General features: G+C 51.9%; 6 protein-coding genes. 3 read left to right on the forward strand and 3 right to left on the reverse strand.

Annotated features, from left to right (window positions below; genetic code table 11):
* On the reverse strand, window positions 1-111 hold a 111-nt coding region (locus AC1HCM_RS06530; protein WP_479460785.1), incomplete at its 3' end, for a D-aminoacyl-tRNA deacylase.
* A 47-nt stretch (window positions 112-158) separates the two neighbouring features.
* Here AC1HCM_RS06530 and AC1HCM_RS06535 point away from each other — a divergent pair.
* Entirely contained in the window at window positions 159-434 is a 276-nt protein-coding gene (locus AC1HCM_RS06535; RefSeq protein WP_479460965.1) for a hypothetical protein, read from the forward strand.
* Here AC1HCM_RS06535 and AC1HCM_RS06540 read toward each other — a convergent pair.
* Window positions 427-1,332, reverse strand: coding sequence for a WD40 repeat domain-containing protein (locus AC1HCM_RS06540; protein WP_479460966.1), 906 nt, complete (start codon window positions 1,330-1,332; stop codon window positions 427-429). The two genes, AC1HCM_RS06535 and AC1HCM_RS06540, sit on opposite strands and share 8 nt — an antisense overlap.
* Before the next feature lie 57 nt (window positions 1,333-1,389).
* Here AC1HCM_RS06540 and thrS point away from each other — a divergent pair, with 57 nt between their 5' ends.
* Both thrS and AC1HCM_RS06550 read left to right on the forward strand, forming a co-directional pair.
* Window positions 1,390-3,315 (forward strand): threonine--tRNA ligase, encoded by a 1,926-nt coding sequence (thrS, locus tag AC1HCM_RS06545; protein ID WP_479460967.1) that lies wholly within the window; start codon window positions 1,390-1,392, stop codon window positions 3,313-3,315.
* The gene (locus AC1HCM_RS06550) at window positions 3,316-3,960 is read left to right on the forward strand and encodes a lysophospholipid acyltransferase family protein (protein ID WP_479460968.1); all 645 of its coding nucleotides are present in this window, start codon (window positions 3,316-3,318) and stop codon (window positions 3,958-3,960) included. It begins immediately after the preceding gene.
* Here the strand turns inward: AC1HCM_RS06550 and cimA are convergent.
* The gene (cimA, locus tag AC1HCM_RS06555; RefSeq protein WP_479460969.1) at window positions 3,926-5,512 is read right to left on the reverse strand and encodes a citramalate synthase; all 1,587 of its coding nucleotides are present in this window, start codon (window positions 5,510-5,512) and stop codon (window positions 3,926-3,928) included. The genes AC1HCM_RS06550 and cimA overlap by 35 nt on opposite strands.
* Between the last annotated feature and the right edge of the window lie 344 nt (window positions 5,513-5,856).

Genomic DNA, 5,856 nt, shown 5'->3' on the forward strand with positions numbered 1-5,856 from the left:
GTCTCCCTTCCTCACACCGAGGAGGACGTTCACACCCATACCTATCTCACCAACCACCTTTCCATCAACGACCACACGGGATTCCCTTACCCTCTGGACAACCGCCCTCATGAGAGTAGGATTATAATTCCTGATAAAAGAACTTAGGGAGGGACATCATGGAAGACCTGAGGGTAGAGGAGCTTTACGAGATCATGGAAGAGATAGACTCCCTGCGGGAAGCTACGGAGAGCAGGGTGGACAACCTCAACTACAGGCTCAGGAAGTTCCTTGAATCCTTTCTAATTAAGTCCAACTATGACTATGAGCTCCTTGACCTTTACTACCGCCTCGGGGAGAACTATGAGGAGATAAGAAGGGACCCCGGGAGGGGACTTGATAGGATAAGGGAGCTCGTCGTAGCTATATCCAAAAGGCTTGACAGGTTTACCTGAGGTTCCAGATAATTATCCTCCCCCTGTCATCTCCCGACACTATCCTCTTACCGTCGGGAGTGAACCTAAGCCTTGTTACAGACCCCTTGTGTCCTCTGAAAACCCTAAAGAGCCTCAATCCCTCCACATTCCAGACCTTCACCCTTGAGTCAAAACCACCAGTGGCAACGTACCTTCCATCGGGAGAGTAATCAACTGTATAGACAGCCCCTTCGTGAGCCTTGACCCTCGCTATCTCCTGAGCCTTGTAAACGTCCCAGAATATGAGGTAGCCGTCGTTCCCAACAGAGACAAGATAGCTGCCGTCGGGAGAGAAGGAGATGTCATAGACGTAATCTTTATGACCCTTCAGCACAACCGAGGAGCCGTCGGGATACCAGAGGCGGACGGTAGCGTCCTTGCTCGCGGAGGCTATCAGGTCATCAGTTGGGGAAAATTTGATAGAAAATATCCAGCCCTGATGTCCCTCCAAGTTTCTAAGGAGCTTCCAGCTCTGGGCGTCCCAGACCTTTATCTCCCACAGGTCATCCCCTGATGCGAGCTTCTTCCCGTACCTTGAGAAGGCAAGAGCTCTAACATACTCCTCATGTCCTGTAAGCACAGTTACGAGCTTCCCGAGGGGTAGCCTCCAGACCCTTATCTTCATGTCGTCTCCTGAAGAAGCGATGTATCCCCTCCTGCTTATGGCGACCGAGAGGACCTGTCCCCTGTGGCTCTTTATATCAAGGATCTTCTTGCCTCTGAGGTCCCAGACTTTGACTCGTCCATCGTCTCCACAACTCACGAAGAACTTACCGGCCAGGTCAAGGTCCCTCACCGCCCCCTTGTGGGCGTTTATAACCGTTTGGGAAAAGGTAATGGATAGGGTCAAGAGAAAAGCCCAAAGAATTCTTCCCATGACATACCCCCTCGTTCGTATTACTCCCAATCTCTATGATAGTAAAATATGAGGACTATGAAGGTAAAGGACAAAGTGAAGGTGGTGATAGAAGGAAAGGAGATTGAGATAGAGAAGGGAACTCCCCTCGGGGAAGTCTTCAGGAAGGCGGGCATAGAGGACGCACTTGGAGGCAAGATAGGGGATAGGATACTTGACCTCCAGACACCCGTAACCCAGGAGGGTGAGATAAAGCCGATAAGAAAGGAAGACCCCGAGAGCTTAGAGATAATGAGGCACTCCTTAGCCCACATAATGGCTCAGGCTCTCAAGGAGCTCTACGGAGCGGATAAGGTCCACTTGGGAGTAGGACCAACGACGGAAGAGGGCTTTTACTACGACGTTGAGGTTGAGGGGCACAGGATAACGGAGGAGGACCTTCCAAAGATAGAAGAGAAGATGAGGGAGATAATAAAGAGGGACTACCCGATTCTCAGGAAGGAGCTTGAGAAGGAGGAGGCTGTAAAGCTCTTTGAAAAGCTAAAGGAGAAGTACAAGATAGACATAATAAACAGGATCCCCCCAGAAGACGTCATATCCGTTTACCAGCAGGGGGACTTCATAGATCTGTGCAGAGGTCCCCACCTCCCCTCAACCGGCAAAGCTGGTGCCTTCAAGCTTACATCAATATCGGGTGCATACTGGCTCGGCAGGGCGGATCAGCCTCAGCTCACGAGGATTTATGGCATGGCATACTGGACGGACAAGGAGCTCAGGCAGAGGCTCCGCTTTTACGAAGAGGCTAAGAAGAGGGACCACAGGAAGCTCGGCAGGGAGCTTGAGTTCTTCATGATAGATGACAACGTTGGAGCTGGGCTCGTCCTCTGGCTTCCGAGGGGAGCGATATACAGAAAGGTCCTTGAGGATTACTGGAAGGAAGAGCACATAAAGAGAGGTTATCAGTTCGTCTACACGCCCCACGTGGGCAAGTCCAAGCTCTGGGAGATAAGCGGTCACCTTGAGTGCTACAAGCCCAACATGTTCCCCCCAATGGAGATGGAGGGTGAGGAGTACTACGTCAAGCCGATGAACTGTCCCTTCCACATTGCCATATACAAGAGCAAGGTCAGGAGCTACAAAGAGCTTCCCATAAAGCTTGCGGAGCTGGGTACCGTTTACAGATATGAGATGTCGGGAGTCCTTCACGGGCTCTTGAGGGTCAGGGGCTTTACACAGGACGATGCCCACATAATATGTATGCCGGAGCAGGTTGATGAGGTTATAAGGGATACCCTTGACCTCGCCCTTCAGGTTCTGAAGGACTTTGGTTTTGAGGACTTCAAGATATACGTATCAACGAGACCTGAGGATGCCATAGGCTCGGATGAGCAGTGGGAGGTTTCGGAAAACGCGCTCAAGAAGGCTGTTGAGGACCTCGGATACTCTTACGAGATAGATGAGGGAGGAGGAGCCTTCTACGGTCCCAAGATAGACGTGAAGATAAGGGATGCTATAGGAAGGCTCTGGCAGTGCTCAACGATTCAGTTTGACTTCAACCTGCCCGAGCGCTTTGACATGACCTACGTGGGTCCGGATAACAAGAAGCACAGACCCTACATGATACACAGGGCACTTCTGGGCTCCATAGAGAGGTTTACCGGGATACTCCTTGAACACTACGCCGGACTCCTGCCCCTGTGGCTATCGCCAACTCAGGTGAGGATAGTCCCCATAGCGGACAGACACCTTGATTACGGCAGAAAGGTGCTCAGCGCCCTGCAGGAGGCGGGATTCAGGGCGGATATAGATGACAGGGACGAGAGGATGAACGCAAAGATAAGGGAAGCGGAGCTCATGAAGATTCCTTACGTTGTGGTCGTTGGAGACAGGGAGGCGGAAAACAACACGGTCTCTGTCAGGAGCAAGAAGGAGGGCAATCTCGGTAGCATGTCCCTTGAAGAGCTGATAAGCTTTCTGAAAGAGAAGGTTGAGAGGAAGGAGTAGGTGTCCGGCTGCCCTCTGACGCCAACGGGGAGATATCTGCTAAAGCCCCTCTGTCCCCTTGTAAAACCCATCTTCAGGAAGGTATTCAGGGTTGAGGTCCTTGGTGCTGAGAACATACCGCGAAGCGGTCCTTTTATAGTAGCATCCAACCACAGGAGCCACCTTGACCCACCCGTGCTGAACTCGGTCTTCCCCGAGCCCCTCGTCTTTGTTGCTAAGGAGGAGCTCTTCAAGCCACCTCTCGGATGGTTTATAAGGCACATGAGGGCTGTTCCCGTGCGCAGGGGTGCAGGTGATGTGGAGACCCTTGAGATGGTCCTTGAGCTCCTGCATAAGGGATGCGGTGTTGCTATATTTCCCGAAGGAACGAGGGCGAGACCCGGGGAGTTTCTCAGACCAAAGCCCGGTGTTGGTCTTTTGGCGGTAAAGAGCGGTGTTCCGGTGGTCCCAGTCCTGATAGAGGGAACGGACGTTGTCTTCCCGAAGGGAAGGAGGTTCCCCAGCCCAGGGCACCCGATAAGGGTGATCTTAGGAAAGCCTAAGAGGTATACCGCTTACGAGGACAACCTGAAGGGCTACAGGAGGGCTGCCCTTGACATAATGGACAGCATCAAGAGTCTTGCAGGTCCTCCTCGTCCTTCATGAGCTTGTAAACTATGGCATCCCTGAGGGCTATCCAGGATGCCTCAATGACGTTCTCCGACACCCCTACAGTCCCCCACTTCCTCTTTCCATCGGTAGTCTCTACCAGAACCCTGACCTTTGCGGAGGTCCCCTCGGACTCGTTTATTATCCTGACCTTGTAGTCTATGAGCTGTATCTCCTTGAGGTTGGGGTAGAACTCCTCAAGAGCCTTCCTGAGGGCTCTGTCAAGGGCGCTTATGGGACCGTTCCCTAAAGCTGCGGTGTGTTCATCAACACCCTCAACCGCGAGCCTGACCGTTGCCTCAGAGGTGGGGATGCTGTCGTCCCTCCTCTTGGCTATGAGAACCCTGTAGGCGTCAAAGTCAAAGTAGTCCTTTACAAGTCCAAAGTACCTCTTGCACAGGAGCTCAAGGGAAGCCTCCGCAGCCTCAAAGTGGTATCCTTCCTTCTCAAGCTCCTTTATGCGCTCAATGAGCTTCAGGAGGTCTGGGGACTTCTCATCCACCTCTATACCGAACTCCCTGAGCTTGTAAAGCAGGTTGCTCTTTCCGGCGAGGTCCGATACGGTTATCTTTCTTCTGTTCCCTACCAGCTCGGGGTCTATGTGTTCGTAAGTCTTTGCCTTCTTCATCACCGCTGAGGCGTGGACTCCTCCCTTGTGGGCAAAGGCGCTCTCACCGACGTAGGGCATGTTCCTCGGGAGGGGCATGTTTGAAAGCTCAGCCACAAATCTCGCGAGCTCCGTTAGCTTCTTGAGGTTCTCCTCCGGTATGAGGTCGTAGCCGAGCTTGAGCTGGAGGTTGGGTATTATGGAACAGAGGTTAGCGTTCCCCGTCCTTTCGCCTATGCCGTTTATGGTGCCGTGAACCTGCCTCGCACCTGCAAGGACCGCCATTATGGAGTTTGCAACCGCGGTGTCCGAGTCGTTGTGGGCGTGTATGCCTACCTTTGCCTCGGGGAACCTCTCCTTGACGAGCTTCGTTATCTCGTAGACCTCGTGGGGGAGCTTTCCTCCGTTCGTATCACACAGAACTATCCAGTCCGCACCCCCTCTGAGAGCCGCCTCAAGGACGGCGAGGGCGTAATCGGGGTTTGCGCTGTAGCCATCAAAGAAGTGCTCCGCATCAAATATGACCTCTTCAACGTATTTCTTCAGGTACTCAACGGTCTCATAGACCATGTTGAGGTTCTCATCAAGGGTTGTCTTCAGGGCGTCGGTAACGTGAAGGTCCCAGCTCTTACCAAAGACAGTTATAACCGGAACCTCAGCCTTTATGAGAGCCTCTATCTGCCTGTCCTCCTTTATGCTCTTGCCGGGCTTCCTCGTTGAGCCGAAGGCTACCGGCTTTGAGTGGATGAGCTTAAGGGACTTCAGCTTGCGGAAGAACAGGTTGTCCTTTGGGTTGGCGTAGGGCCAGCCTCCCTCTATGTAATCTATGCCGAACTCATCAAGCTTTTGGGCTATGCGGAGCTTGTCCTCTAAGGAGAAGTTAACCCCTTCCGCCTGGGAGCCGTCTCTCAAAGTCGTATCGTAGGTGTAGACCTTTTCCATAAGTGATAATAATAGACTATCGGCATCTCCTTTCAATCGTGAAGGGCTTTAACTAATTTACGCCATTCTCCCCTACTTGTTACCTTCAAGCCTGACAGCTATACTTATAAGTTCTCCCTGTTGTCGTGAGAGTAGAAAGTATCTTTCCCCATCAGCATGTTTACTTATAAGATAACCGAGCATAAGCAGGAGATCCTCTTCCACCTCTGAAAGATCTTCCTCCCGTCTCATAATAATCTAAAGTTTTGCACAACTTTAGTGCTTGGCACTCAAGCTTTTACAAGAAAACCACCGTTTTTGATAGAGGAATTTACTCCGAACACATGTTAGAGAATGAACTCGTG

The organism is Hydrogenivirga sp., assembly GCF_056450045.1.